At 47.4% G+C, this 24,137-nt stretch carries 34 protein-coding genes; 8 read left to right on the top strand and 26 right to left on the bottom strand.

The features are described from left to right. Positions 1-157: 157 nt before the first annotated feature. From H9L42_RS06520 to H9L42_RS06505, 4 genes are all read right to left on the bottom strand, one after another. On the bottom strand, positions 158-481 hold the full coding sequence (locus H9L42_RS06520) for a LytTR family DNA-binding domain-containing protein (RefSeq protein WP_187302579.1): 324 nt from the start codon (positions 479-481) through the stop codon (positions 158-160). A gap of 259 nt (positions 482-740) precedes the next feature. Beyond that, positions 741-938 (bottom strand): DNA-directed RNA polymerase subunit omega, encoded by a 198-nt coding sequence (gene rpoZ, locus H9L42_RS06515; protein ID WP_187302578.1) that lies wholly within the window; start codon positions 936-938, stop codon positions 741-743. Beyond that, complete coding sequence (gmk, locus tag H9L42_RS06510; RefSeq protein WP_187302577.1) at positions 939-1,547, bottom strand: guanylate kinase; 609 nt, start codon at positions 1,545-1,547, stop codon at positions 939-941. Positions 1,548-1,660: 113 nt separating this feature from the next. Then, complete coding sequence (locus H9L42_RS06505; protein ID WP_187302576.1) at positions 1,661-2,545, bottom strand: YicC/YloC family endoribonuclease; 885 nt, start codon at positions 2,543-2,545, stop codon at positions 1,661-1,663. Positions 2,546-2,775: 230 nt separating this feature from the next. Here H9L42_RS06505 and H9L42_RS06500 point away from each other — a divergent pair, with 230 nt between their 5' ends. From H9L42_RS06500 to H9L42_RS06490, 3 genes are all read left to right on the top strand, one after another. Then, positions 2,776-3,120: a helix-turn-helix domain-containing protein gene (locus tag H9L42_RS06500; RefSeq protein ID WP_187302575.1), complete on the top strand. Its 345-nt coding sequence runs from the start codon at positions 2,776-2,778 to the stop codon at positions 3,118-3,120. Positions 3,121-3,209: 89 nt separating this feature from the next. Next, positions 3,210-4,883: an Rqc2 family fibronectin-binding protein gene (locus H9L42_RS06495; RefSeq protein WP_187302574.1), complete on the top strand. Its 1,674-nt coding sequence runs from the start codon at positions 3,210-3,212 to the stop codon at positions 4,881-4,883. A gap of 142 nt (positions 4,884-5,025) precedes the next feature. Then, positions 5,026-5,250 (top strand): hypothetical protein, encoded by a 225-nt coding sequence (locus tag H9L42_RS06490; RefSeq protein WP_187302573.1) that lies wholly within the window; start codon positions 5,026-5,028, stop codon positions 5,248-5,250. A gap of 10 nt (positions 5,251-5,260) precedes the next feature. Here H9L42_RS06490 and H9L42_RS06485 read toward each other — a convergent pair whose 3' ends face one another. The 13 genes from H9L42_RS06485 to ylxM form a co-directional block, all read right to left on the bottom strand. Continuing rightward, the gene (locus tag H9L42_RS06485; RefSeq protein ID WP_187302572.1) at positions 5,261-5,902 is read right to left on the bottom strand and encodes a flavin reductase family protein; all 642 of its coding nucleotides are present in this window, start codon (positions 5,900-5,902) and stop codon (positions 5,261-5,263) included. Further along, entirely contained in the window at positions 5,899-6,828 is a 930-nt protein-coding gene (locus tag H9L42_RS06480; RefSeq protein ID WP_187302571.1) for an RluA family pseudouridine synthase, read from the bottom strand. Before H9L42_RS06480 ends, H9L42_RS06485 begins: the two co-directional genes overlap by 4 nt. Next, positions 6,806-7,285, bottom strand: a complete 480-nt coding sequence (lspA, locus tag H9L42_RS06475) for a signal peptidase II (RefSeq protein ID WP_187302570.1) — start codon at positions 7,283-7,285, stop codon at positions 6,806-6,808. The genes H9L42_RS06480 and lspA overlap by 23 nt, the downstream gene beginning before the upstream one ends. A gap of 45 nt (positions 7,286-7,330) precedes the next feature. Next, positions 7,331-7,948, bottom strand: a complete 618-nt coding sequence (locus tag H9L42_RS06470) for a DivIVA domain-containing protein (protein ID WP_187302569.1) — start codon at positions 7,946-7,948, stop codon at positions 7,331-7,333. A gap of 12 nt (positions 7,949-7,960) precedes the next feature. Next, entirely contained in the window at positions 7,961-8,461 is a 501-nt protein-coding gene (locus H9L42_RS06465) for a cell division protein SepF (RefSeq protein ID WP_243235677.1), read from the bottom strand. 12 nt (positions 8,462-8,473) lie between these two features. Beyond that, the gene (locus tag H9L42_RS06460; RefSeq protein WP_187302568.1) at positions 8,474-9,178 is read right to left on the bottom strand and encodes a YggS family pyridoxal phosphate-dependent enzyme; all 705 of its coding nucleotides are present in this window, start codon (positions 9,176-9,178) and stop codon (positions 8,474-8,476) included. Between the two features lie 15 nt (positions 9,179-9,193). Next, on the bottom strand, positions 9,194-10,192 hold the full coding sequence (locus H9L42_RS06455; RefSeq protein ID WP_187302567.1) for a biotin/lipoyl attachment domain-containing protein: 999 nt from the start codon (positions 10,190-10,192) through the stop codon (positions 9,194-9,196). A 52-nt stretch (positions 10,193-10,244) separates the two neighbouring features. Beyond that, complete coding sequence (gene trmD, locus H9L42_RS06450; RefSeq protein ID WP_187302566.1) at positions 10,245-10,985, bottom strand: tRNA (guanosine(37)-N1)-methyltransferase TrmD; 741 nt, start codon at positions 10,983-10,985, stop codon at positions 10,245-10,247. An 8-nt stretch (positions 10,986-10,993) separates the two neighbouring features. Further along, positions 10,994-11,491, bottom strand: coding sequence for a ribosome maturation factor RimM (rimM, locus tag H9L42_RS06445; protein ID WP_187302565.1), 498 nt, complete (start codon positions 11,489-11,491; stop codon positions 10,994-10,996). A 78-nt stretch (positions 11,492-11,569) separates the two neighbouring features. Continuing rightward, entirely contained in the window at positions 11,570-11,803 is a 234-nt protein-coding gene (locus H9L42_RS06440; protein ID WP_187302564.1) for a KH domain-containing protein, read from the bottom strand. A 17-nt stretch (positions 11,804-11,820) separates the two neighbouring features. Further along, positions 11,821-12,060 (bottom strand): 30S ribosomal protein S16, encoded by a 240-nt coding sequence (rpsP, locus tag H9L42_RS06435; RefSeq protein ID WP_187302563.1) that lies wholly within the window; start codon positions 12,058-12,060, stop codon positions 11,821-11,823. Positions 12,061-12,121: 61 nt separating this feature from the next. Further along, positions 12,122-13,462: a signal recognition particle protein gene (gene ffh, locus H9L42_RS06430; protein ID WP_187302562.1), complete on the bottom strand. Its 1,341-nt coding sequence runs from the start codon at positions 13,460-13,462 to the stop codon at positions 12,122-12,124. A gap of 11 nt (positions 13,463-13,473) precedes the next feature. Further along, a complete protein-coding gene (gene ylxM, locus H9L42_RS06425; protein ID WP_187302561.1) occupies positions 13,474-13,830 on the bottom strand; it encodes a YlxM family DNA-binding protein in 357 nt (118 codons plus the stop codon). Positions 13,831-14,104: 274 nt separating this feature from the next. Between ylxM and H9L42_RS06420 the strand changes: the two genes are divergently transcribed. After that, entirely contained in the window at positions 14,105-14,635 is a 531-nt protein-coding gene (locus H9L42_RS06420; protein WP_187302560.1) for a cysteine hydrolase family protein, read from the top strand. A gap of 81 nt (positions 14,636-14,716) precedes the next feature. Here the strand turns inward: H9L42_RS06420 and H9L42_RS06415 are convergent, their stop codons facing one another. From H9L42_RS06415 to H9L42_RS06380, 8 genes are all read right to left on the bottom strand, one after another. Beyond that, positions 14,717-15,313 carry a manganese catalase family protein gene (locus H9L42_RS06415; RefSeq protein ID WP_187302559.1) on the bottom strand — a complete coding sequence of 199 codons (597 nt, stop codon included), beginning with the start codon at positions 15,311-15,313 and terminating at the stop codon, positions 14,717-14,719. A 3-nt stretch (positions 15,314-15,316) separates the two neighbouring features. Next, a complete protein-coding gene (locus tag H9L42_RS06410) occupies positions 15,317-15,571 on the bottom strand; it encodes a spore coat protein CotJB (protein ID WP_187302558.1) in 255 nt (84 codons plus the stop codon). Further along, positions 15,568-15,822 (bottom strand): spore coat associated protein CotJA, encoded by a 255-nt coding sequence (locus tag H9L42_RS06405; protein WP_243235676.1) that lies wholly within the window; start codon positions 15,820-15,822, stop codon positions 15,568-15,570. The genes H9L42_RS06410 and H9L42_RS06405 overlap by 4 nt, the downstream gene beginning before the upstream one ends. 67 nt (positions 15,823-15,889) lie before the next feature. Then, positions 15,890-16,567, bottom strand: a complete 678-nt coding sequence (locus H9L42_RS06400) for an LrgB family protein (RefSeq protein WP_187302557.1) — start codon at positions 16,565-16,567, stop codon at positions 15,890-15,892. A 2-nt stretch (positions 16,568-16,569) separates the two neighbouring features. Beyond that, on the bottom strand, positions 16,570-17,022 hold the full coding sequence (locus tag H9L42_RS06395; RefSeq protein WP_346726291.1) for a CidA/LrgA family protein: 453 nt from the start codon (positions 17,020-17,022) through the stop codon (positions 16,570-16,572). After that, a complete protein-coding gene (locus tag H9L42_RS06390) occupies positions 17,019-19,094 on the bottom strand; it encodes a heavy metal translocating P-type ATPase (protein WP_187302556.1) in 2,076 nt (691 codons plus the stop codon). The genes H9L42_RS06395 and H9L42_RS06390 overlap by 4 nt, the downstream gene beginning before the upstream one ends. 68 nt (positions 19,095-19,162) lie before the next feature. Continuing rightward, positions 19,163-19,432: a DUF6110 family protein gene (locus H9L42_RS06385; RefSeq protein WP_187302555.1), complete on the bottom strand. Its 270-nt coding sequence runs from the start codon at positions 19,430-19,432 to the stop codon at positions 19,163-19,165. A 117-nt stretch (positions 19,433-19,549) separates the two neighbouring features. Further along, on the bottom strand, positions 19,550-19,972 hold the full coding sequence (locus H9L42_RS06380; RefSeq protein WP_187302554.1) for a Fur family transcriptional regulator: 423 nt from the start codon (positions 19,970-19,972) through the stop codon (positions 19,550-19,552). Between the two features lie 236 nt (positions 19,973-20,208). Here H9L42_RS06380 and H9L42_RS06375 point away from each other — a divergent pair, with 236 nt between their 5' ends. From H9L42_RS06375 to H9L42_RS06360, 4 genes are all read left to right on the top strand, one after another. Then, complete coding sequence (locus tag H9L42_RS06375; RefSeq protein WP_187302553.1) at positions 20,209-20,571, top strand: metal-dependent transcriptional regulator; 363 nt, start codon at positions 20,209-20,211, stop codon at positions 20,569-20,571. A 222-nt stretch (positions 20,572-20,793) separates the two neighbouring features. After that, on the top strand, positions 20,794-21,639 hold the full coding sequence (locus tag H9L42_RS06370) for an amino acid ABC transporter substrate-binding protein (RefSeq protein ID WP_187302552.1): 846 nt from the start codon (positions 20,794-20,796) through the stop codon (positions 21,637-21,639). Between the two features lie 24 nt (positions 21,640-21,663). Next, on the top strand, positions 21,664-22,356 hold the full coding sequence (locus H9L42_RS06365; protein WP_187302551.1) for an amino acid ABC transporter permease: 693 nt from the start codon (positions 21,664-21,666) through the stop codon (positions 22,354-22,356). Between the two features lie 10 nt (positions 22,357-22,366). Continuing rightward, complete coding sequence (locus H9L42_RS06360; protein WP_187302584.1) at positions 22,367-23,122, top strand: amino acid ABC transporter ATP-binding protein; 756 nt, start codon at positions 22,367-22,369, stop codon at positions 23,120-23,122. 165 nt (positions 23,123-23,287) lie between these two features. Here H9L42_RS06360 and H9L42_RS06355 read toward each other — a convergent pair whose 3' ends face one another. Next, positions 23,288-24,121, bottom strand: a complete 834-nt coding sequence (locus tag H9L42_RS06355; RefSeq protein WP_187302550.1) for a metallophosphoesterase — start codon at positions 24,119-24,121, stop codon at positions 23,288-23,290. Between the last annotated feature and the right edge of the window lie 16 nt (positions 24,122-24,137).

Here is a 24,137-nt window from a genome sequence, read left to right as displayed (position 1 = left end):
GGGTTCCTGCTGTCAATATTTTAATTATCACGGAGCATAATCTCTCATAAAAGATAAGCCCCGAATCCATCGGGGCCTATCTTAAAGATTTTTTGGGACATTTTCAAAAATGCTTGACAGGCATTTTCGTAAAAATTACTAATTTCGGGCGTTTTTATCATTTAATATATTCCCCAAAGATTTTTCGCCCTCTGCGAAAGCACTCCCTTCCAAGGAAAACCCGAAATCCGCCTTCCATATAAACCGTCTGATCCGCCATACGCAGAATCTTATCCATGTTAAAAAGGTAACTCCGATGGCAGTCAAGGAACCGCTCGTCAACATATTGTTTCAAAAAATCCATATTGCAATAAAAAACTGTTTTTCCGCTCTCCGTGATTAAAATGGCCTGCCTTCTTCTCTTTTCAATATAAAGGATTTCGTCCAGATAGACACGGCGTATCTCCTTTGCTGTTTTGACTGGAATATACTTGCAAACCATAAGGCATCTCCTTTCCATAAAGAAATAAACGCTCGGGCATTATCGCTTTTTTTAACCAGCAATTCCTCTCATATCCGACACTTTTATTTTTTCATAAAAGGCAGATGCTGTCTATCCTCAATTCCGATCAAATAGTCTGAATTTTCAACTATTTTCTAAAATTTCCCATCCCTCGCTAAATCTATCTTTTCTGAATTGAAAAAAATGAGTGATACAAAAACAGCACCACTCACTTCTATCTAACTCTTTGGGATTCGCTCTATTCCTCTTCGCGCCGGTACGTAATCAGGTCTTCGGCGATTTCATTAGCCGCGATGGATACCGGTTTATCCACGTCCGCCTCTGTCAGCTTCGGTTTTCCATCGATAATATCTCTCGCCCGTTTTGCCGCCAAAATTACCAATGTATATCTGCTGTCGGCTTTCTTTCTTATTTCATTAATGGATGGATATAACATTTACAATTCCTCCTTATATCGTTCTATAATCTTATATACGTCTTCTGACACTCTGGAATGCTCTGCCATGATAATGGCTGTAACACGATTTACCGCGTCCTGCAGTTCTCCGTTGACCACGCAGTAGTCATATTTATCAATATAAGCAATCTCATTCAGGGTTTCCCCCAGTCGTAGTTCAAGCGATTCCTCCGTTTCGCTGCCTCTTCCCGTAATTCGTTTGCGCAATTCCGACATGGATGGCGGGAGGATAAAGATAAACACCGCTTCCGGATAAGCCTCTTTTATCTGGAGCGCGCCCTGAATATCGATCTCCAATACCACATCGATTCCCGCGTTCATCATATCCATGACTTCCATTTTCGGAGTTCCGTAAAAGTTTCCGTAAACTTCCGCGTATTCCAAAAACCCGCGTTCTTCGATAATTTTCTGAAATTCCTCTTTGCTTACAAAAAAATAATTGACTCCATCGATCTCACCGTCCCTTGGCGCTCTCGTTGTCATGGAAACGGAAAGCCGAATATTTTCATTTTCCAGTATTTCCTTGCATATCGTTCCCTTTCCAGCGCCGGAAGGCCCTGAAATTACAAATAATCTGCCCTTCTGCATCGCGTTCTCCTTATCCGTTTGTGCGATTATTAATTATAGCATGCAGGAAATTGGCATTCAACCTAAATTTTCGCCTGCTTTTCTAAAAAACATACCTTATGCCCCAGGGCTGTCTATTCAATATTCTGCACCTGCTCCCGGATTTTTTCGATCTCGCTTTTAATGTCCAACATCAGATTGGTAATTTCAATATCATTCGCCTTCGAACCAATAGTATTTGTTTCCCGATTCATCTCCTGAACGAGAAAATCCAACTTTTTCCCTACAGGCTGTGAGCTCTTTTCAATAATACTCTTCAGCTGAATCATATGGCTGTCCAGCCGCACCAGCTCTTCCGTGATACTGCATTTGTCCGCGAAAACCGCTGCCTCCAGCAGGATCCGATCTTCTGGAATGTCCACGTGATTCCCGATGAGATCCCGAATCCGTTCTTTCAGCTTTTCCGCATAGATTTCGGCTACCTGTGGAGAACGGGCTTCAATTTTCTTGACCGCTTCCCGAATCAGTCCGCCGCGCATCAACAGATCCTCCGCCAGCTTCTCTCCTTCTACACTGCGCATATGGTCAAGATTCCGCAGCGCGTCTTCCAGAGGGATCTGAATCGCGCTGCGGATTTCCTCTTCATCTTCTACATCCGGGATCGCCTTCATAACATCAGGAAGCGTTGCTAAAAACTGCAGAGTCACATCATCATGAAGATCGAATTTCTCCCTCAGTTCACTCAGATTATCCAAATACTGCTGCGCTACCATGGTGTTAAGCTTGACTGTCACGTCATCTTCTGTCAGATTCTCAACAATAATGGACACATCTACTTTTCCTCTGCTGACAGTGCGTTTGACGATATTCTTTATCATTTCTTCCGCAAAGGAATATCTCCGTGGCATCTTCACGCTGATGTCTCCGTAACGATGGTTCACTGATTTTATCTCAACTGTAATATTTCTTTTTCCATCGGAATGTTCGCTCCTTCCGAATCCTGTCATGCTTTTTATCATGCGCCTGTTCTCCTTAACCTTGAATCATAATGCGAAAAATAAGTGCCGATTATTTCTATTCTACCACTTTTGCCCTTCCAAGTAAACCAGCGCTGAACGCCTTCTTTCCCATCTGTCGCTTCATATCATCCTATGCATTTTCATGTAAAACTATGTATTTTTTTGTAAAAATCCGCTATGATAGACTCCTGCATTTTTGTTCTGAATTTTTACAAAAGGGAGTGTTATTTGTGGTATTGCAAAAAAATTTATCCGTTATGATGAATGTAATCCGAAGGAGCCGAAATCTATCTATCACCCAATTTTCCGAAGAGCTTGGGCTTTCACGTTCTTATACACAGGCGCTTCTGAATGGTCGTGGAAATCCCAGGATGGATACCATCGAACATATTGCCTCGCGTTTACAAATCAGCCCTTTGCTCCTGCTCTGCTGTTCCTATTCGGAAGAACAACTGGAAATTTTCCTGCTTCTTTTACTTCTCATCCGGCGGATCTCCGCGCTTTCCTCAGCAAAACAGACAGAATTTCTTGTCTTATTTCAAAAACTACTCTCACTGATGCCAGCTGAATCCTAGTATATCATAAGTTGCGATAAACCATATTCTTGTGTTAAACTGATAGACAGCCGCCGCTTCCTATGCGGCAGCAGAATCGAGGTGAAATTATGGCTTTTGATGGAATTGTAACAAACGCGGTCGCGCACGAATTAAAAGATACGCTGCTTCTCGGAAAAATCGAGAAAATCTACCAGCCGGAATCGGACGAGCTGGTTTTTCACATTCATACAAAAAAGGGGAACTATCGGCTGTATGCTTCTTCAGGAAGCGATCACGCTCGGATTCATCTGATTACAGAAAATCCACCTAATCCTCCGGTGCCTCTGGCTTTCTGCATGCTCCTGAGAAAGCACCTGCAGGGCGGGCGCATCATTGAAATCAGCCAAAAAGATTCGGAGCGAATCATTGAAATCGTTCTGGAGACCATCGACGAACTGGGCTTTTCCGCAAATAAAAAGCTGATTTTCGAAATCATGGGAAAACACAGCAATATTATTTTAGTCGACATGCGGACCGGAAAAATTATGGACAGCATTAAACGAGTCTCTATCGATAAAAATCGTGCCAGACAACTCCTTCCCGGAAAGATTTATGAGTATCCGCCCGCGCAGGATAAAATCCCCTTCCTCCTTTTGACTCGATCCCAGGCAGAAAGAATCGAACCGGATCCCAAGACCCTCCTTAATACCATCGGCGGCATTTCCCCCGCTGTCGCGCAGGTCCTGGCAGACAGCCCGGATGTCTACGAAAAAATAGAGGAAATCCGAAGAAATCTCGCCAGCGGACACCTGAGTCCCCGGGTTTATTTGAAGGAAGACGGCAGCCCCGGCGACTTTCATGTCATACCTCTGGAAACCTATCCGAAGCAGATCGAGTTCGACACGGTCAGTGAAATGCTTGATTATTATTTCGTACACAGGCAGTCCTCCAACCGAGTCAAACAAAAATCTTCTGATTTAAAAAAAGTCCTGTCCTCGGCGCTCAACAAGCTTTATCTCAAGCGGCAGAGACTGGGCGAAGATCTTCTCCGTGCAGAGAATTCGGAGAAGTATCGTCTCTACGGGGAACTGCTGACCGCCAACATTCATCAAATTCCTTCCGGCGCTGATTCTGTTACGGTAACCAGCTATTACGACGGAAGCGAAGTAACCATCCCTCTGGATCCAAAGTATCCGCCCGCAAAAAACGCTCAGCGATACTTTAAAAAATATGGCAAGGCCAAGACGGCCCGCAAAGAGAAAAAGATTCAAATGGAAGAAACGGATCAGGAAATCGCTTATCTGGAATCCGTATCCTCCTTTTTGGAAACGGCATCTTCCATTGACGAGGTAGAATCCATCCGCGAGGAGTTAGTAGAATCCGGCTATCTCAAAAAGCGTAAAAGCACAGGAATCCAAAGGAAAAAGAAAGCACAGCCTTTTCAGTATACGACTGAGGATGGCTTCCGTATTCTTGCCGGGCATAACAATAAAGAGAATGATCTTCTTACCTTTAAAATGGCCGGACCAAAGGATTACTGGTTCCATACAAAAGATATTCCCGGCTCCCATATTATTCTTTTTACAGAAGGAAAGGAGCTGACTGAAACGGCTATTTTCGACGCGGCGGCAGCGGCGGCTTATCACAGTAAAGGAAAAAGTTCGGAAAACGTACCGGTAGACTACACCCAGGTACGTTATGTGAAAAAGCCCGCGGGCGCAAAACCGGGGATGGTAATTTTTACGCATAACCGGACGGTTTATGTAACGCCGCGGCTCCCGGGGGTGGATGCTTCCTCTTAATTACAAAAAAAGGCAATCACATTACATTATATGTTCTTTTTGTTAATTTTTTCAATTTTTTATTGATTTATGTAAAAAATTGGTATATTCTAGTAATACTACACTGCTAGATCCCATTTTTTTCTAAAGGAGGAATTACGAGATGGAAAAAAATCTTGCAACAGAACGAAAAGAACAAATGCAACCAATGGAACCCGGAATAATGGAACACAGAGGGAACAGCACAGATCCGACGCAACATTCCTGCTCCCTCTGCGGCCAACTATATCACAGTTTTGCCTTTAAAGGCGGCTATATCTGTGAAGACTGCCTGCAATCGATCAAATATCCGGAAAAAGCTTCGGATCCCCCTGCAAAAAAAGCCTGATAACACAGCGTCAGAGCCGCCGCCCGCGGCTCTGCTTCTTTTTGCGGAAAGTATTTCGCCTCTGCTCTGCGGCCAGCCTTTTTTTCGTCTTTGGCTTCATGACTGAAAATCCGAACCTGCCGAGAGGCTGCCTTCTCAGCCCAAAGTATTCTCCATGATTATAGCAGATCAGTCCAGCTTTATCCAGTCGTATTCTTCCCGTCTCATCGATCCATTCCTCCGCCGCCTGCACATTAACGATTTCCGCTATGAACATATCATGGCTTCCGTATTCATGGATTTCTTTTACTTTGCACTCCAGATTAACAGGCGACTGCGCGATCAGAGGCGCTTTCACCTTTTCCGCAGGCAGCGGCGTCAGCTTCTGCTCTTTAAATTTGTCGGTATCCCGTCCTGATTTTACGCCGCAGTAATCGGTGGCAAAGGTCAGCTCCTCTGTTGTCAGATTAATAACGAAATCTCCCGCGTTTTTTATGATTTCATGGGAATATCGTTCTTTGCGGATTGATACATAGGTCATTGGTGGATCCGAATTAACAATTCCTGTCCACGCGACCGTAATAATATTTCCGTGATTTACATCTCCACAGGAAACCATCACGACCGGTACGGGATTCAGCATCGTTCCCGGCTTAAAGCTTCTTTTTTTCATAACCGTTTGTTTCTCAACCTTTCTAAAACCTTCTGAAAATCTTCCGGAGGCTCTGCCTCAAATTCCATATATTCCCCTGTAGCAGGATGGCGAAATCCCAGCACCCTGGCATGGAGCATCTGCCCTTTCAGGCCAAAGGGATTTTTGGAAGGTCCATAGACGGGATCTCCCAAAAGGGGATGGTGGATATAGGCCATGTGGACCCGAATCTGATGGGTACGCCCCGTCTCCAGCCGCGCTTCAATCCGCGTAAAGGTTCCAAAGCGCTCCAAAACCCGATAATGGGTAACCGCTCTTTTGGAATTTTTCTCTGTTACCGCCTGCTTCAGCCGGTTCTTCGGATCTCTGCCAATAGGCGCGTCTACAGTACCTTCCTCATCCGGAAAGTTGTTATATACAATGGCCTCATAGACTCTGGTAATACGATGCTCTGCCAACTGCTCCGCCAGAAAATTGTGCGCTCGGTCGTTCTTGGCGATCATTAACAGACCGCTGGTATCTTTATCAATTCGGTGGACAATACCTGGCCGAATCACACCATTGATGGAGGACAGACTGCCCCCGCAGTGGTATAAAACCGCGTTTACCAGCGTGCCCCTGTCATTGCCCGCCGCCGGGTGGACAACCATCCCCCTCGGTTTATTTACCACCAGCATATCTCCATCTTCATAGACAAGATCCAGCGGAATCGGTTCCGCCGCGACTTCCAATTCCTCCGGCTCAGGTATCGCCAGCGTAATTTCCTGCCCTTCTTCGACTTTATACTTTTTACTGTCACAAACATCGCCGTCCACCAAAACGCCTCCCTCACGGATTCGCTTCTGCAGAAAGCTTCTGGAGATTTCCGGAAATGCCTGAGAAAGCACCTGATCCAGTCGGCTTCCCTGCTGTTCCGCTTTCACCTTATATACTTCCGTTTTCTCCATTTTTCTCCTCTTTTAAACCTTTTCCATCTATAAAGAGCATATAAATCACCAGCAAGCCGCAGCCTACACATACAAAAATATCCGCAATGTTAAAAATCGGAAATACCCGAAAATCAAAATAGTCCACCACATATCCGAGAACCGCCCGATCTACAACATTTCCAAGGCCCCCTCCCGCCACAAAGGCCAAAGATAGAAGAAGCAGCGGATGCGCTTCTTTTCTCTTTTTAAAGATATAAATCAGTGCCGCGAAAATCACAATAAGGGGAAGAACAATTAACAGGACCCTTAAACCTTCCATCAGACTGAAGGCGGCCCCGGTATTGTGAATATACGTGATGTGAAAAAAATCAGAAATAACCGGAATGGACTCATTCAGTTCCATATTAATGGTCACTCCCTTTTTTACAATCTGATCCAAAACCACGATTACGGCAATTATTATATAGTATCGCATCTAAAAATTACGGGGCATTTCTGCCCCGCCTCCACTCTTATTTTTTTAAGCTTTTCTGTGAACCATAGTTTTCATTCGGCTTTCTGCCCCATTGGCGCCTGTTTTCTTTGTTCCCGCTTCTGGTAATTCCTCCAGATCCTTCATTTTCAATCCACTGCGTGGTTTTTCAGCGGATTTAGGCGCCGCGGCCTGCGGACTGCTTTTCAGTTCCGGGAACAGTTCCTCTGTCATGGAATCGAAATGCTGAAGTTCCATCTCCAAAAGTTGCCTATATTTTGCGCGAAAGCTTTTTACACGGCCGCGCAACGCGGCGCTTTCTTCATTCATACGCTCAATAGCCTCTTTTGCCTCTCTCTGCATATTCTGAGCTTCCATCTCCGCGTTTTTCAGCAGAATCTGGGCCCTTTTTTCGGCGCTGGCAGAAATGTCCCCCATTAGAGCCTTAGCGGTTTCCAATGTATCCAGGACAGCGCTTTCCGAACTTTTATACTTTTTTAATTCCTCGGTCAGCTGCTCTTTTTCAGCTCTCAACTGGCGATTTTCCTCCAGAATCCGCTCCAGATCCAGTGTAATTCGATCCAAGAACTCATTGACTTCATCTTCCTTAAACCCTTTCAGGCTTCTCGAAAACTCTTTTTCCTGTATTTCTAAAGGGGAAATCATATCATACCTCCGTTACTTCCAAGGGTTACTGTTCTTTTTCTCATTTTCAAAGGAGAACCCTTTGTGGTTGACACCCGCGGTAATATCCACATTTTCCGGCGCGAAAACGAAGATATTGTTCGCTACTTTTTGTACGTTTCCGTTCAGCGCGTAAGTAGCTCCGCTCAGGAAATCAAAGATCTTTCTCGCCGTATCCGACTCAATACGCTCCAAATTAATGATAATCGGCTTTTTGCTTTTCAGGCTATCCACTAGCTTTGGACATTCTTCAAATCCGGAAGGCTCAATTACCACGAGTTTGAACGCGCTGGTGATGGCGCTGACCGTGCGGTTCTGCATCGGAATTACCTTTCCATCATTATGCGATTCCGGGCGAGACGCCTGAAAGGACGTCCTCGTTTCTGAGTACCGCCGTTCCGCTGACTTTGTCGCCGGCTGAATTTCTTCGTATTCTTCCTCTTCTTCGTAATCGTCAATTCCTACTAAATCTTTAAATTTTCCTAAAATACCCATAACAACCTCCCGTTATTTTTGTTTGCTGTAATCTCTTTCCCCAAAAATTGCCGTTCCCACGCGAATCAGATTGGAGCCCTCCAGAATCGCCACTTCAAAATCATGGGACATGCCCATGGAAAGATATTGAAAATCCAACCGTTCATGCTCAATCTGACTGTATTGATCGTAAAGCTTTTTCACTTCCGCGAAATAGACGCGTATGTCATTGGGATCTTCCGCAAAAGGCGCGATACACATCAGTCCCCGGATTTTGATATTCGGGCAGTTTTCCAGGATTCTGCGGATCAGTTCTTCTGTTTCATCCGTGGAAATGCCGAATTTGCTTTCTTCCTGGGCGGAATTGACCTGGATCAGGATATCCATCGTAATTCCATGCTGTCCCGCCCGTTTATTAATCTCTTCCGCAAGCTTATAAGAATCCACGGAATGAATCATGGACACCTTATCGATGATATATTTTACCTTGTTTGTCTGTAAATGTCCAATCATGTGCCATCTGACCGGCTTCACAAAATCGTATTTGTCCATGATCTCCTGAACTTTGTTTTCACCGATATCGGTCAGTCCGGCGTCAATTCCTTCGTTGATTTCATCAGCACTCCTGGTCTTAGTTACACCGACCAGAAGAATATCGTCTCCATTCCTGCCGCACTGCTTTGCGGCCGCTTCTTTTCTCTCATTGACTTTTTCAATATTTTCTTTAATCGTGCTCATTTTTTAATCACCTCATCAGGACCCCTTTCCTGGCCTTTTTAAAATTTCATCGTACACATTGACCGTATCGACTGTATTCCCGTCTTCATCTATAAAGGTACCGTCCTCCAGCACGGAATATTCCCCATCGCTTGCAATCACCTTGATTCTGGTAAAAGCAAAATCGCCGCTGGTCTGCCGTACCATGACTCCGGTTTCTCCATTCCTTGTAGTAATCGCTCCGTTATCTACAATCAGCCCGTCATACTCCTGGGAAACCAGCCTCGCTTCCGCAATACGGCTCTTGGCAAAGGATTCGTAGTACTGATTGGATCGCAAAGTAATCTTCCACTGTTCGCCATCTTCGGTAATGTCATGAATGGTCGCCGTCACATCTCCGTCCGGCAGCTGCACAGTTACATCATTTCCCACTTCGTATCTGGCAATGCTTGCTGCTTCTACCCAGCACAGCAGGTACCAGTTTTCGTTGTCGCAGATTTTAAAAAGCGGCTCAGTCTGCATCGCGTTCTCTCGTTTTAAGGAGCTGGCCTCTATCTGCAAATCTTTGACGTTCTTGTAACGGAGCTGATCCATTGTGTCCGGTGAAAAAAAGTTCTCATATCCGTCTGCATAGTAACTGAGGACTCCGCTGGACTGCGCTTCGCAGCTTACGGTTCTTACCACATGATCTCCCAGTCGTTTAATCACATCCTTATATTCCGATCTTTCCTCCGCGTCCTTTTGGGAAGCATTCTCGTCACCGCTTTCTGTAAGCTTTAAAACCCTCGTGCCTTTACGGATGTGAACACCTTCTTCAACTTTGTAGTCCAGAGTTCCCGCTTCCCCTGCTTCATACACGGTCTCATTCCGGACAAAATAACAAGTTGTTTCCTCTGTAACCTGAAGCGTTCCCGCTTCTACAACCTCCGTTGTGTCGAAGAGTCCGGTGGCTTTTGGAATCACGTAAATCGCAATATATAGTACGATCAGTGCCAGAACGAATATATATATGGGTTTTCTGTTTTTTTTCGCCATAATCTCTCTCCACTAGTACATTTTACACTAAATGCCTGATTCTTTCAACGTATCATCGGTCTATTTCCAATATTTTCTCCAATAATTTCTTTTCTTCTTTGGTCAGGCTTTCCCCTTTTGATAAAAACTTCCGGAACAAGTCCGGTCTCCGCTGTTTTGTCAGCCGAAGAGACTGTTCCAGCTTCCACAGATGGATGTTCTTATGGTTGCCGCTCACCAAAACCTCGGGAACTTCCATATCTCTGTAGTTTCTGGGCTTTGTATACTGCGGATACTCTAAAAGCCCGGAATAAACAGACTCATCCAGAGCGGCGTGGCTGCTGCTGAGAACATCCGGAATCATTCTGGCTACCGAATCAATCAGTACCATGGCGGGAAGTTCCCCTCCGGTCAGCACATAATCACCGATGGAAACCTCCTCCATATTCCAGTAATCCAAAATACGCTGATCCACACCTTCGTAATGTCCGCAGAGAATCACCAATTCCTTTTCCTGCGCCAGCTGCTGAATCAGTTCCTGGTCCAGGATTCTGCCGCGCGGCGACATATAAAGGCTTCGTTTCCCCTCTGCCTTCACAGCTTCCATAGCCCGGAACACCGGATCGGCCAGCAGTACCATGCCGGCGCCGCCTCCAAATGGATAATCGTCTGCCTTTTTATGTTTGTCCATACTGTAATCCCGAATATTAGTAAGACGAATATCCAGAATTCCTTTTTCGCCTGCTTTTCCCAGTATACTGCTCGTCACTGCCGTAAACATCTCCGGAAACAGGGTCAGAATATCAATGTTCATAATTGCCCTCACAGTTCCAGAAGACCTTCCGGCAGCCTTACCCGGATCGTCTTCTGTTCCGGGTCTACATCCAGCACAAACTCTCTGACAACCGGCAGCAGAATCTTTCTGCCTTCTTCCAGCCGGATTTCATAAAGGTCCTGAGCGCTGTTCTGAAGTACATTATTCAGAGTTCCCAGAGGCTGTCCTTTTTCATCGAGTATTTTCATGCCGATCAAATCCCGGATGTAATAGGTACCTTCCGGAAGCTCCGCCAGATCCGTTTCTTCGATATATACGCCTTTATTTTTCTGCGCTTCTGAAGCATTTCGGTCTTCAATCCCGCGCAGCTTCAGAATTGCCACGTTTCCGTGGTAGCGAACGTTCTGGATCTCCCGCGGTTCCTCCTCGACCCAGATACGCTCCAGTTCTTCAAACCGTTCTTTTCGATCTGTGTAGCAGTAAACCTTCACTTCCCCCTTGAGGCCTACCGCGTTTACAATTTTTCCAATTAAAATTTTTTCCATGTTTCCCCGTCTATATACAGCAGAGGCACATACTCCCGCGCCTTGCGGGAAACATGTGCCTTTACATTTCTTTTCTAACTATTGAACAATTTCTACTACAACTTTCTGGCCGGCCTTCGTAGCTGCCGCTTTTACGACAGTGCGGAGGGCTTTGGCAATCCGCCCCTGTTTACCGATGACCTTTCCCATGTCTTCCGGAGCGACTTTCAGCTGTATTACCGTTGTCTGCTGCTTGCCAGCGGATTCCGTAACTTCAACGGCGTCCGGATTGTCAACCAGCGACCTGGCAATCGCGCGAACCAATTCTGTCATAAGAACTCACCGCTTTCTTACAGGATGCCTGTTTTCTTGAAAAGACCTCTGACCGTATCGGTCGGCTGCGCGCCTGTCCCCAGCCATTTTTTCGCTTTTTCTTCATTAATCCGGATGTCAGCCGGGTCTGTCAGAGGGTTGTAGTAACCAATCTCCTCGATGAATTTTCCGTCTCTCGGCGCGCGGGAATCCGCTACTACCACTCTGTAAAACGGTTTTTTGTGCGCACCCATTCTCTTTAATCTGATTTTTACCATTTTTTTCTTCCTCCTAAACACTCTTCCATTTTTTCTATTTTAAACTCAAGTTTTCCCTGAATTAAAAACCTCGGAACATGCGGTTCATTCTGCCCGCTCCGCCTTTTCCGGAGAATTGTTTCATCATTTTTTTCGCTTCTCCGTACCGCTTTACCAACGAGTTGATCTTGCTGACCGGCTGTCCGCTTCCCGCGGAAATGCGACGTCTTCTGCTGGCGTTGAGAATGGAAGGATTCTCCCGTTCCTCTCTCGTCATGGATTGAATGATCGCCTCCATTTGCACAAATTCGCGCTCACTTTTCTCTACATCCACATTTTTCATGGCGCTGGAATTCATCCCCGGGATCATTCCCATCAGCTTGGTAATGCCGCCCATTTTTTTAATCTGGCCCATCTGCTCCAGAAAATCCTCCAGAGTAAACTGGTTCTTGCGGATTTTCTTTTCCAGGGCCGCTGCCTGTTCATCATCGTAGTTCTGCTCCGCCTGTTCGATGAGAGACAGCATATCTCCCATCCCCAGAATCCGGCTTGCCATCCGCTCCGGATGGAAGGGTTCGAGAGCGTCGAATTTTTCGCCGACACCGATGAACTTAATCGGCTTTCCGGTTACTTTTTTCGCCGAAAGCGCGGCGCCGCCTCTGGAGTCGCCGTCCATCTTTGTCATAATGATACCGTCGATTCCCAGCTTTTCATTAAAGCCTTCCGCCGCGTTGACCGCGTCCTGTCCGGTAAGGGCATCGACTACCAGCAGAATTTCATGTGGCTTGACTGCCTGTTTGATGGTGACAAGCTCGTCCATCAGAGCCTCGTCAATCTGCAGACGGCCTGCCGTATCGACAATGAGTACGTTATAGCCTTTCCGCTCCGCTTCGTTCATAGCCGCAAGGGCGATCTTTTCCGGTTCTTTGCAGTCCCTCATAGTGAAGACCGGCGTATCCACGGCCTTTCCTACGACTTCCAGCTGATCGATGGCTGCCGGCCGATAAATGTCGCAGGCGCACAGCATCGGTTTTTTGCCGTTTTTCTTAAGGTAGGCCGCCAGCTTTCCGCAGGTGGTCGTCTTACCGGTACCCTGCAGTCCCACCATAAGCAGTACCGTAAATCCGCGGGGCGAATAAGTCAGTTTACTGCCCGCGCCGCCCATCAGTTCGGTCAGCTCCCGGTCTACAATTTTGATCACCTGCTGGGCCGGAGTCAGACTTTTCATGACTTCTTCGCCCAGGGCTTTTTCTTTCACGGACTGGACAAATTCTTTCACCACTTTAAAGTTTACATCCGCTTCCAGCAGCGCGAGTTTGACCTCGCGCATGGCGTCATTGATATCTTTTTCACTCAGAGAGCCTTTGCCTTTCAGGTTTTTAAAGACGCCCTGAAGCTTTTCTGATAATCCTTCAAATGCCATCCGCATCCTCCTTATTGATCCAGACTGTCAATAATCTCTTTTATTTTCCGCAGTTTTTCCGCCGTTCTTTTATCGGTACACTCCGCCGCCAGTCCGTCAATCTCCCGGTCAATCTTTCCGATTGCCTGGCGGCTTTCCTGAAATCTGCTTACAAGTCCTAACTTTTCCTCATATCTTTGCAGCGCCTTCTCCGCCGTTTTCAGCGTATCGTGGACGCCCTGGCGGCTGATGGAAAACTCATCGGCAATTTCGGATAACGTCAGGTTTTCCTCATGATACAGTTCCATGACTTCCCGCTGCCTTTCCGTAAGCAGCTGCCCGTAAAAATCGTACAGCAGACTGGTCTGTGCAATTTCATTAAATTCCATAAGTTCATTTCCTCAATCGACAAGTCTTTTCACTTGACACTGGTATAGTTTACAAAAAAGCGCCGGGTCTGTCAAGTATTTTTGCTTTAAAGATCCGCACTTTGTGTATAAATCGTATAAGGAATCCGGCTGCGGGCAAACAAAGTACCGATTGCAAGCGCAATGTTTGCCCCCCCAGATATATTACTCTGAGGCTTGCGTAGGAACGGATTGACGAATATAATGGAATTATCTGAAATGATTAAAATTCCGCAGAAAGAAGAGGTTCATTGACATGAGCAAATTACTGATTGTGGTAGATATGCAAAATGATTTTATCGACGGCGCTTTAGGTACGCCTCAGGCGCTGGAAATCGTGGATTCTGTAAATCAGAAAATTAAAGAATACGATGGACGCGGCGATCTCGTTATTTTTACAGCCGATACCCATGGGGACGACTATCTGAAAACCCAGGAGGGACGGAATCTGCCGGTTCCTCACTGTATCCGGGACACCCGCGGCTGGGAAATCAGCGACAGCCTGTTTCGTCCTCAGGATTCCCCTGTTATTGAAAAAGATACTTTCGGATCAAAGGAGCTGGGAATCATGCTCATGGAGCTTGAGCGAGCCGGTGAAGTTCCGGAGGAAATCGAACTGGTCGGTCTGTGTACGGACATCTGCGTCATTTCAAACGCCATGATTGTGAAAGCCTTTCTCCCGGAAGTACCCGTTACCGTAGACAGTGCCTGCTGTGCCGGGGCTACGCCGGAGAGCCATGAAAACGCGCTGCGGGCCATGGAAGCCTGCCAGATACGGGTAATTTGAAAAAGCAAAAGAGACTTTGGCTCAGATGAAGCTGTCCGCTGCGATCTGATGACAAAGTCTCTTTACCTTACCTTGTTTTCTTTACTTATCAAACTCCGGGTTAATCGCGTAAAAATTCTTGCAGTCCAGGTTATCCTGAACTACCCTGAGGGCTTCGCCAAATCGCTGAAAATGCACGATTTCCCGTTCTCTCAAATAGCGGATCGGATCAATGACATCCGGGTCGTCTACCATTCGCAGGATGTTGTCGTAAGTGGTACGCGCTTTTTGTTCGGCCGCCATATCCTCCACCAGATCGGTAATCGCGTCTCCCTTGGAGGCGAAACAGAGGGCATCAAAAGGAAAACCGGCCGCGGCCTGCGGATATACGCCTGCCGTGTGGTCGACAAAATAGGTTTCAAATCCCGCGTCTTTAATCTGCTCGATGGTCATATTGCGGGTAAGCTGATGAATAATGGTACTTACCATCTCAAGATGAGCTAGTTCCTCGGTTCCCACATCCGTCAGCGTCGCGATAGCCTCATCATAGGGCATGGAATAACGCTGGGACAGATAGCGCTGAGAAGCGCCCAGTTCTCCGTCCGGTCCGCCCACCTGGCTGATGATGAACTTTGCCAGAGCCGGGTTGGGATTTTTAATATTAATCGGGTACTCCAGTTTCTTTTCATACTTCCACATATCCTAATCCTCCACTTCCCACGGCCATGGCCTGTGAATCCAGGACCATCCGTCCCGTTCTGTGCGAATGCCGTCGTAATCCAGCGGTCCGAAGGCCTCTTCATATTCCATTTTCGCTTTTCTATGCAGTTCCTGATATTTGCGGAATAACTCCAGGGCTGCCGGAGATTCCGGCTGGTTATTCAGAAAAAGCCCGGCGTCAATCATCACGAAATTCAGCTGCTGCACCTTTTTCAGCATTTCACTCCGCTCTGTCATCGCGTGCCACCTCCCATGAACCACAGATCCAGACTGGGAAAAATCGTTCCCGCCTGCAGCGCCTTCTCCGGATCGTAGGTAGATTCCCATTGCTGCATAGGCGTATAAGTCATTCCAATAGGCCAGTCTTCAAAGCAGCACTGGTTCATACACGGATCCTGCCCGCCGCTCCGTTCCCCGAACAGATCGTCACAATCGCAGTCATCCAAATATATCGGCATACCTACATAAGGTTCCTCATTCTTTTTCAAAACAAAAAATCCCCTTTCATCGTAGTATATGGTTTATACTATGACGCGAGGATTTGTTTTGTTCATCCTACAAAAACATCGAAAACAGAACCGTCATAATTCCGCAGACTCCGATGGCAAGCCCGCTCATGGCGCCTTCCGTTTCGCCGAGTTCCACGGCTTTTGACGTGCCCACCGCATGGCTGCAGGCTCCAATAGCCGTTCCCGCTTCCAGCGGCTCTTTCACCCGGAACAGACGAATCAGAAGAGGCGCGAAGACACTTCCCAGAATTCCGGTAAAAATCACAGCAACGATGGTGATGGGGACAATACCGCCGTGAGCCTGGGAAATGCTGATGGCGATTGGCGTTGTGACAGACTTTGGCAGCAGAGAAGCGGTCAGTTGTTCATCCAGCCCCAGCAGGCGGCACATTCCGAAAATACTTGCCATCGAGGCCAGGGAACCCATGGCGCAGCCGATGAGAATCGGCAGCCAGTTTTCTTTTAAAAGCTGCAATTTTGTATAGATGGAAACCGCCAGACAGGCTGTGGCCGGCGCCAGGAACAGATCAATCAGCGCTCCGCCTTCCTGGTAATACGAATATGGAATCCGGAAAATCAGCAGCACGCCGATAATCAGAACGATTGCGATAATAATCGGATTGCAGATGCTCAGCCCCGTCTTTTTGTGAATCCGTTCGCCAATCCAGAAAGCCACAATACTGAGAGCCACTCCGAAGAAAGGCGATTTGCAAAGCTCCAGCAAGCCTACCGCCCCCTTTCCATCAGCCTTTTTGTAAGGCGGATACTGAAAGCGGTCACGCCAAAGGTCACAAAAGTGGAAACAGCGCAGATAACGGCAATCTGCCACAGGTTACTCTTCAAAAGATCGAAGTAATTGATAATACTCACACCTGCCGGTATAAAAAAGAACGCCATATTCGACAACAGAAAATCCGATTTTTCCCGGATATGCTCGATTTTCAGTACCCCCGCCAACAGACACCCGAACAGCAGGATCATTCCGATAATGCTGGCGGAAAAGGAAAAGGGCAGAAAATGCTCAATTACCAGGCTCAGCCAGCAGACCGTGAACAAAATTCCGATTTGCTTTATAATCTTCAACTTGCTTCCTCCAAAAATAAAGAATTCGCGGCCGCCTTCCAGCAGCCACGAACCATTATACCTGTTTTTCCCCTGAAAGGAAACATTTAAAATCATTTCAGAAGATGCTCCATGCTCTTTACTCCAATGGCCAGAGTGGACATATTATGCAGGAAAGCCGATGTTGTCGGCTGGATGACGCCGCTGACGCCAAGGGCGATAAGGCTGGTATTGATCCCCACAATTTTGCGGTAGTTTCCGCGTATCCGCTCCATCAGGCGCTGGCTCAGGTCTCGGAGCGTCAGGATTCCGTACAGGTCATCGGCGGCAATGGTAATATCGGCGATTTCCCTGGCGATTTCCGCTCCGTCACTGATAGCGATTCCCACATCCGCGGCGGAAAGCGCCGGTGAATCGTTGATGCCGTCACCGATCATAATTACAGTCCTGCCTTCTGCTTTCTCCTTTTCAATAAATCTGGCTTTGTCCTCCGGCAGAACCTCCGAATCATATTCATCCACTCCGATCCTTGACGCCACCGCGGCAGCCGTCCGTTCGCTGTCCCCGGTCATCATGACGACTTTTTCAAAGCCCATGTCTTTCAGGCCGCGGATTACTTCCGCCGCTTCTTCCCGCAGGGGATCTTCAATGCAGATGACCGCCTGCAAACGATTTTCTACCGCAAGATATAAATGGGAGCATTCCTCCGGAAGATTGTCGAACCGCTCGCGATGCTCCTCATCGATCGCGCAGTTTTCATCTTCAAAGACAAAATGGTAGCTTCCGATTACCACTTTCTTTCCATCCAGCCGTGAGGAAATGCCATGAGCCACGATATACTCCACTTTGGAGTGCATCTCCTCGTGCTCCAGATTTTTGTCCTTCGCCGCTTTTACGACTGCCTTTGCCATGGAGTGCGGGAAATGCTCTTCCAGACACGCGGCGATCCGCAGCATCTCATCGGCGCTTTTTTCGCCGAAAGGAATCACTTCCTTCACCGTTGGTCTGGCTTTGGTCAAAGTTCCGGTCTTATCAAACACAATCGTCTTCGCGTCCGCCACCGCTTCCAGATATTTGCCTCCTTTTACCGTAATATGGTACATGCTTGCCTCCCGGATCGCCGACAGAACGGAAATCGGCATAGCCAGCTTCAGAGCGCAGGAAAAATCCACCATCAGAACAGCCAGCGCCTTGGTTGTATTTCTCGTCAAAAGCCATACGAGCCCTGTTCCCAGCAGGGTATAGGGAACCAGTCTGTCCGCCAGATGCTCCGCTTTACTTTCCAGAGATGACTTCAGCTTTTCCGATTCCTCGATCATGGTTACAATTTTTTCAAAACGGGTCGAACCGGAAACCTCTTTGACCTGAATCGTCAGCTCTCCCTCTTCCACGACTGTGCCGGCATAAACATATCCGTCTTCTTCCTTCTTTACAGGAAGCGGTTCTCCGGTCAGAGACGCCTGGTTCACCATGGCTTCCCCTTCGGTTACCACACCGTCAAAAGGAATGATATTTCCCATGTGGACCCGCACCAAATCGCCGGCTTTCACCTCGGAAGAGGCAGTCAGCGACTGTTGTCCGCCTTCTACTTTCCATACTTTGTTTACATTCAGCGACATGCACCTTGCCAGATCTCCCACGGATTTTTTGTGAGTCCATTCTTCCAGAATTTCACCGACTCCCAGCAGAAACATCACAGATCCGGCGGTCTGCAGATTTCCCCGCAGCACCGATACACTGATGGCAATGGCGTCCAACACCGGCACCTCCAATTTCCCCGCCGCCAGGCATTGAATTCCTTTATACGCGTATCGCAACGCTCTGCACAGAATATAGACTGCCCGGACCGGATAAGGCACGATCCACCTTCTCGCCAGACGCAGCACCACTTTGTTGATCAGTTTTTCTTTATACACCGCGTTCAGCTCTCTGCCGGAATGTTCAATCACTGCCGCCGGGACATCAACTTCACTGTAATGAAACGCTTTCAGAGCCCGGATCACGGCAGTTCTGTCTCCGGTAAAACGGATGGCCGCGTCTGCGGTCTTTTCATAGACTTTCGCGTGTGTCACCTCTTCCAGACGTTCTAAATAATACTGAAGAATATCCGCCTCTTTATACGACATCCTGTCCTGTATCAGATGAATACGGATACGCCCTCTGATTTCATGTTTAATGATAAATTTCACTTGTATCCCTCCAATAAAAAGCGGGGCTGTGTTTCTAGCCAGCCCCGCAGCTTTTCTATTTTTTCGTTTTATTCTTCTTCGACCGCCGCGGCTTTTTCCGCGTCCCTTTTTTCATTCACCTGTTTTGCCTCCGCAAGGATATCTTCCGCGTTTTCCTGCACCGTCGTCGCGGTTTTCATAACACAGTCCTTCGCGCGCAGCGCGGCTGCCGTACAGCCTGTATATACCTTTTTCGCGTCCTTGCTGGACAGCACTTTAATTCCTGCCGTGCCGAACGCAACCCCCGCGGCGAACAGTCCGCCTTTCTTCAAATTCTCTTTCTTCAAAATATCCCACATACTATCTACCTCCATTACTTTAGACTCCGTTCATTTGAAACATTATCCCTATTATAACGAGCCTGCCGCGCAAAAATACAATTTTTTTGTTTTGTTGATAAACTTTATCAACATATATCAATACACCCCTTTTTTCCCTCTTCCCTGCATTTTTACAGTGATACAGCTGACATCCTGATCCTCCAGATAGCCATATATCCGCAGTCCTGCCCGCAGCACCATATTCAGATTCTTTTCAGACAAATATCGGGTCGTATGATCGTTAAGCACAACAACGTAGCCTTTTTTCCCTTCATTATGCTCCGTTTCTGCCACCCGGTACATATTCTTTCGATCAATGGCTCCGATTTCCTCTAAAATATTCACCATACGATAAACCGTCGCTGTACCGATGCCCGGATCACGCTCTGCCGCCTTGTAATAAATTTCTTTACAGCTGGAACACTCGCTTTCCAGTATAATATCCAGCAGCTCTTGCCGCTGCTTCGTAATACGGTATCCGTGTTCTCTCAGTTTTTTTACAATCTGTTCCTTTCTCATTTTAATCTCTTTCGCGGCATAAATGTCGGTTTATGCCGCTTTTTACCCTTCCGATCCTGTTTTTCAAATGGACCCTGGTTGAGATTAGTATACACTAACCAAAGTTAGCCGTCAATAACTTAGTTGACTTTTTTTCTCAATTTTCCCTGTTCTGTTGGTTCTTTCCTTTAAATATGATATACTTGCCCCGTAAGTGAGTTCGTTTAAACTAACTATTCGATAAGAGGTGAAAAAACATGCATTCAAATGAATCAGCAGAAAACTATCTGGAAGCAATCCTGGTACTCAGTCAGACGCTGCCTGTTGTGCGTTCTGTCGACGTGGCCGAAAAGCTGAGTTTTCGAAAATCAAGTGTCAGTGTTGCCATGAAAAACCTTCGGGAGAAGAAACAGATCACTATGTCGCCGGAAGGCTATATCCAACTTACAGCCTCCGGTCGGGCGATTGCGGAAATGATCTACGAGCGCCATCGTCTGATCTCCTCCTGGCTGAAAAATCTGGGCGTAGATGAAAAGGTCGCCGCCGAGGACGCCTGCCGCATTGAACATGTAATCAGCAAAGAAAGTTTTGAGGCAATAAAAAGGAATGTTCTTCTTTAAGTTCCGCATTCTCCGCATTTTTTTCCAAAAGAACATCCGCTTCCTTTGCAAGCCGTAAATATCCGCAAAGGATAAACTTTTCTCAAGGAATCTGTCCCTTTCGATTGCATTTCTTCCTCTATTATGATACTATTCTACTATATCATCGCTTTATCCCAATAACGTATTGTTGTTGGGATAAAGCTTGTTCAATCTTATTTATTATGCTATGGAGGAAACAACATGAAAAAGAAACTGTTGGTACTGACAACGGTACTGGTGCTCGTTGTCAGCGCGTTTGCCCTGACCGGCTGCGGAGGCAGCAGCGACAGCGGCGACGCTTCGGAAGACACATCCTGGACGTATGTAGAAGACAAGGGTGAACTGGTAGTCGGCCTGGACGACACTTTCGCGCCAATGGGATTCCGCGATGAAGACGGCAATCTGGTTGGGTTTGACATTGACCTTGCCACCGCGGTTGGCGAAGAACTGGGCGTAAGCGTAAAATTCCAGCCCATCAACTGGGATTCCAAGTACATGGAACTGGAATCCAAAAATATCGACTGCATCTGGAACGGAATGTCCATCACTTCCGAAACACAGAAAAAGCTGACCCTTTCCAACAAATATCTGAACAACAAAATTATCATCATGACCTTAAAAGATGATGTAAAAGTGGAAAAAGCAGAGGATCTGGCCAATTACAACATCGCTACCCAGGTGGATTCTTCCGCTCTGAACATGCTGACAAAAAACGAAGCCTACGATTCCTACAAGGATAATATCAGCGAATACAAAACTTACGATCAGGCAATCATGGATATGCAGACCGGAAGAATGGACTGCATGGTCGTGGATCAGGTGCTGGGAGAATACAAGAATTCCCAGATGGAAGAAAAAATGACGGTCTGCGATTTTGACTTCGGCGATGACTTTTACGCGGTAGGCTTCCGCAAAGGCGAAGAAGCGCTGGCTTCCAAAGTAAACGACGCCATCAAGGCAACCATTGATAATGGCAAGGCTGAAGAAATCAGCAACAAATGGTTCGGAAAAAATATTGTAATCTTTGAACCGATTGACGAAGAATAATAACTTTCTGGAGGAGTCCTTTTTATGAGTGATTTTATTGCAAATCTTCAGGAGAACCTCGCTTATGCCGGGGTCCTGATGCCGACGCTTCTTACGGGGGCATGGTATACGGTAAAACTGTTCGTGGTGACTCTGATCCTGTCGATTCCCCTGGGGCTTCCTTTCGCTCTGGGCGGAAACTGCAGGTTTCGGCTCCTTCGGTTTCTCTGTAAAACTTACATATGGATCTTCAGGGGGACTCCTCTGCTGCTGCAGCTGTTCTTCTTTTACTTCTTTATTCCGATTGCGTTCGGGATCCGCTTTTCCGCGTTTACGACGGCGACCATCACTTTTGTTCTGAATTACGCCGCCTATTTCGCGGAAATTTACCGCGGGGGAATCAACAGCATCGACAAAGGGCAGTATGAAGCGGCTCATTCTCTGGGGCTTTCCCGCAGCCAGACAACGTTCGGGATCATTCTGCCTCAGACCATGAAAGCGGTGCTGCCGCCTGTATCCAATGAAGCGATTGTTCTCATCAAGGATACGGCTCTGGTTTCCGTTATGGGCGTCGGTGAACTGATGAAGGCTGCTAATTCCGCGGTCAACCGTGACGTTAATTCCACCGCTTATCTGATCGCGGCGATCATTTATCTGATTTTTACGTTCCTTCTGACGCTGCTTTCCAGCTATCTGGAACGGCGGTTCTCAAAATACGACGCAAAGGAGGAATGGTAATATGGAACCGATTCTGAAAATGGAGCAGATTGTAAAGGACTTTTCAAACTGCAGGGCTCTGGATCATGTAAACTTTTCCATGAATAAAGGAGAAACCGTTGCGATTATCGGACCTTCCGGCTCGGGAAAAAGCACGCTGCTGCGATGTGTCAACTGCCTGAACCGAATTACCTCCGGCAAAATCACACTGAACGGGAAAACCTTTGTGGATACGCCGCAAGGCGGAAAAGCGCAGTATCTCTCCGACAAAGAGCTGCGCATCCTTTGCGCGGAAACGGGAATGGTCTTTCAGCATTTTAATCTGTTCCCCCACATGACCTGCCTGAAAAACATCTGCTACGCGCCCATCAAGGTGAAAAAGGAGTCCAAAGAATCGGCAGAAGCCCGCGGCCGCGAGCTTTTGAAGCTGGTCGGTCTGGAGTCAAAGGCCGATGTCTATACGGCGCAGCTGTCCGGCGGGCAGAAACAGCGGATTGCCATCGCAAGGGGCCTTGCCATGAATCCGCAGATCATGCTCTTTGACGAACCCACCTCCGCTCTTGACCCGGAAATTACCGGTGAAGTGCTCAGCGTTATGAAAAAGCTGTCCGATGACCATATCACCATGGTAGTCGTTACCCATGAAATGGGATTTGCCCGGGAAGTAGCGGATCGGGTCATTTTCATGGATAAGGGAAAGATCGTAGAAGAAGGGGCTCCGGAAGAAATCTTCCAGAACCCGAAAAGCGAACGTTTAAAAGAGTTTCTCAGCTCTATGCTGAAATAAGATGCAAGAAAAAACCGGTGTTCCTATATGGGAAGTACCGGTTTTTTTCATGTCTCCTGCGATACAAAATATAAATACCCCGCCGTAACCTTCACACTCTCTTCTCCCCTTAACGATTAAGCCCCTTGCAGGAATCGGCAAGAGGCTTAATCACTTTTTCACGGTCTATTTATCATCCGCATGACCGGAAGCGGGCACTCTTCGCTCGAGCCTTACCTCCACCACTTCCGGCGGGTTGTTCAGGCGGAAAGGAAACAGGCTGTTGCCAAGACCTCTGCTGACGATCATAGCCGCTCTGTCCCTTTGGTAAAGCCCGCTTGTATATTGGGGAAACAAGCCCTGATTGGGAGCAATGATCCCGCCCAGACCCGGCAGACGGATCTGTCCGCCGTGAGCATGGCCGCACAACGACAAATCAATCCGGTTTTCTCCATAGACGGGAAAAAGCTCCGGCCGGTGTGAAAGGAGGATGGTATAGGTTCCGGCAGAATCCGCAATCATATCTTTTAGCTGGAAATCCACCCGTTTCCGCCTTACTTCCGCATCCTCCGTCTCTGCAATAAATCCCGGGTCTTCCAGCCCCAGAACGGAAATACGCGCCGCTCCCCGCTTCAGCAGGATCTGCCGATTGCGCAGTACCGCCGCGCCCGCCTGAGCCAGGGCGGCTTCCGTCTCTTCATAGACAGCGATTCTCGATTCATGGTTCCCCGGGACATAATAAACCGGCGCAAGTTTCACCGCATTGCTTACAAATTGTACCGCGATTTCCGGTTCTGTGCGCCGGGAATCGAGCAAGTCTCCGGTAACCGCAATCATATCCGGTTTCATCTCCGCAAGCAGTTCCAGCAGTCTCCTGTTTTTCTCTCCGAACTGGGTATTATGCAGATCCGAGATATGGGCAATCCGAAACCCCGAAAAAGCCGCGGGCAGAAACGGGCTGCCCACGGCGATTGGCGTTCGCTCAATCCTGCTGCCACTTTGATTGCGTCTCTTTCTCATATCCGTTACCCCCCCT

The sequence above is a fragment of the Zhenpiania hominis genome (genome assembly GCF_014333425.1).
Classification (GTDB): Bacteria; Bacillota; Clostridia; order Peptostreptococcales; family Anaerovoracaceae; genus Hominibacterium; species Hominibacterium hominis.
Note: the sequence above shows the minus strand (reverse complement) of the source record. Positions and strands in the feature narration are given on the sequence as shown.